This window comes from Acinetobacter sp. 1566109 (genome assembly GCF_000582255.1).
Taxonomy (GTDB): Bacteria; Pseudomonadota; Gammaproteobacteria; order Pseudomonadales; family Moraxellaceae; genus Acinetobacter; species Acinetobacter nosocomialis.
This window is the reverse complement of record NZ_JEYB01000145.1, coordinates 1-2047: the sequence shown is the minus strand read 5'-3', so window position 1 is coordinate 2047 and position 2047 is coordinate 1. Positions and strand designations below refer to the sequence as shown.

General features: G+C 38.9%; 2 protein-coding genes. Both read left to right on the top strand.

Features of this window, described 5'->3' with window-relative positions:
• On the top strand, positions 1-1617 hold a 1617-nt coding region (gene typA, locus J582_RS24795; RefSeq protein ID WP_032048878.1), incomplete at its 5' end, for a translational GTPase TypA.
• A gap of 255 nt (positions 1618-1872) precedes the next feature.
• Positions 1873-2047, top strand: a 175-nt coding sequence (locus J582_RS24790; protein ID WP_032048876.1) for an MscL family protein, incomplete at its 3' end; no start/stop codon positions are given.

Below are 2047 nucleotides of genomic sequence, written 5' to 3'. Positions count from 1 at the left end.
ACAACTTACCGTATCAACATCGTAGATACCCCGGGACACGCCGACTTCGGTGGTGAAGTAGAACGTGTAATGTCGATGGTTGACTGCGTACTACTTCTTGTTGACTCACAAGAAGGCCCAATGCCACAAACTCGCTTTGTGACTCAAAAAGCCTTTGCTCGTGGTTTAAAACCAATCGTGATTATCAACAAAGTTGACAAGCCAAGTGCTCGTCCAGACTGGGTAATCGATCAAGTATTTGATTTATTTGATAACCTTGGTGCAACTGATGAGCAACTTGATTTCCCAATCGTTTATGCATCAGGTTTACGTGGTGTAGCGGGTCCTGCTCCTGAAGAACTTGCAGAAGACATGACTCCGTTGTTCGAAACGATTGTAGACATCGTTGAGCCACCAGCTGTTGATGTTGATGGTCCATTCCAAATGCAGATTTCATCACTTGACTATAACAGCTTCGTAGGTGTTATCGGTGTTGGTCGTATTCAACGTGGTTCTGTAAAATTAAATACTCCTGTTACTGTAATTGACAAAGAAGGCAATACACGTAACGGTCGTATCTTAAAAATCATGGGGTACCATGGTTTAGAGCGTATTGATGTTGATTCTGCATCTGCGGGCGATATCGTATGTATTACTGGTATTGATGCACTTAACATTTCTGACACGATTTGTGATCCGAAAAATGTTGAAGCATTACCACCTTTATCTGTAGATGAACCTACAGTGTCTATGACTTTCCAAGTAAACAACTCTCCGTTTGCTGGTAAAGAAGGTAAATTCGTAACTTCACGTAATATTCGTGAACGTCTTGACCGCGAATTAATTCACAACGTAGCTTTACGTGTTGAAGATACTGACAGTCCAGACCGTTTCAAAGTATCTGGCCGTGGTGAACTTCACCTTTCAGTTTTAATTGAAAATATGCGTCGTGAAGGCTTCGAATTAGGTGTATCACGTCCGCAAGTAATCATTAAAGAAATTGATGGTGAAAAACAAGAACCTTACGAAAACGTAACGTTTGACGTTGAAGAGCAGCACCAAGGCGCTGTAATGGAACAAATGGGTCACCGTAAAGGTGAAATGACCAATATGGAAGTTGACGGTAAAGGCCGTATCCGTATTGAAGCAACTGTTCCTTCACGTGGTTTAATTGGTTTCCGTTCTGAATTCTTAACCATGACCTCTGGTACTGGTATTATGACTTCAAGCTTCTCTCACTATGGTCCTCTTAAACAAGGTACTGTTGCGAAGCGTCAAAACGGTGTGTTGATTTCTATGGTTCAAGGTACATGCTTGGGCTATGCATTATTCAGCTTACAAGACCGTGGTCGTTTATTTGCTAAACCACAGTTAGAAGTTTACGAAGGTATGATCGTAGGTATTAACTCTCGTTCAGACGATATGGTTGTAAACCCAACTAAAGCGAAACAGTTAACTAACGTTCGTGCGTCTGGTACTGATGATGCTTTAACTTTAACACCTGCAATTGAATTTACGCTTGAACAAGCTCTTGAATTTATTGAAGATGACGAGTTAGTAGAAGTTACTCCAAAATCAATTCGTATCCGTAAGCGTTACTTGACTGAAAACGAACGTAAACGTAACCGTGATAAATAATTTTTCTTAAATGAAAAAGAAAAACCGCTAAATTCGTTTAGCGGTTTTTTATTGCTTACTGGTAAAGCTGAAAGTAAACTTAAAGTCATATTTTTCTTGTAAGCAAATATGTTGTTAAAGTGTGAAATAGCTTTCTTTTTTTGAAAAAAATATTAAATTATCAATATCATGGCGAGTACTATCTAGACGGATAAGAGGCCAGTGAAAAAAGAAAAATATGATGTGTTCCTCCCCCCTACATCTGGAGATGTTTAGATGAGTATTATTCAAGAATTTAAAGAATTTGCCATTAAAGGCAATATGATGGATTTAGCCATTGGTGTAATTATTGGTGGTGCTTTTGGCAAAATCGTAGACTCGTTAGTAAAAGATATCATTATGCCGCTTATCACTGTAATTACTGGTGGTGGTGTTGATAATTTAATATTTT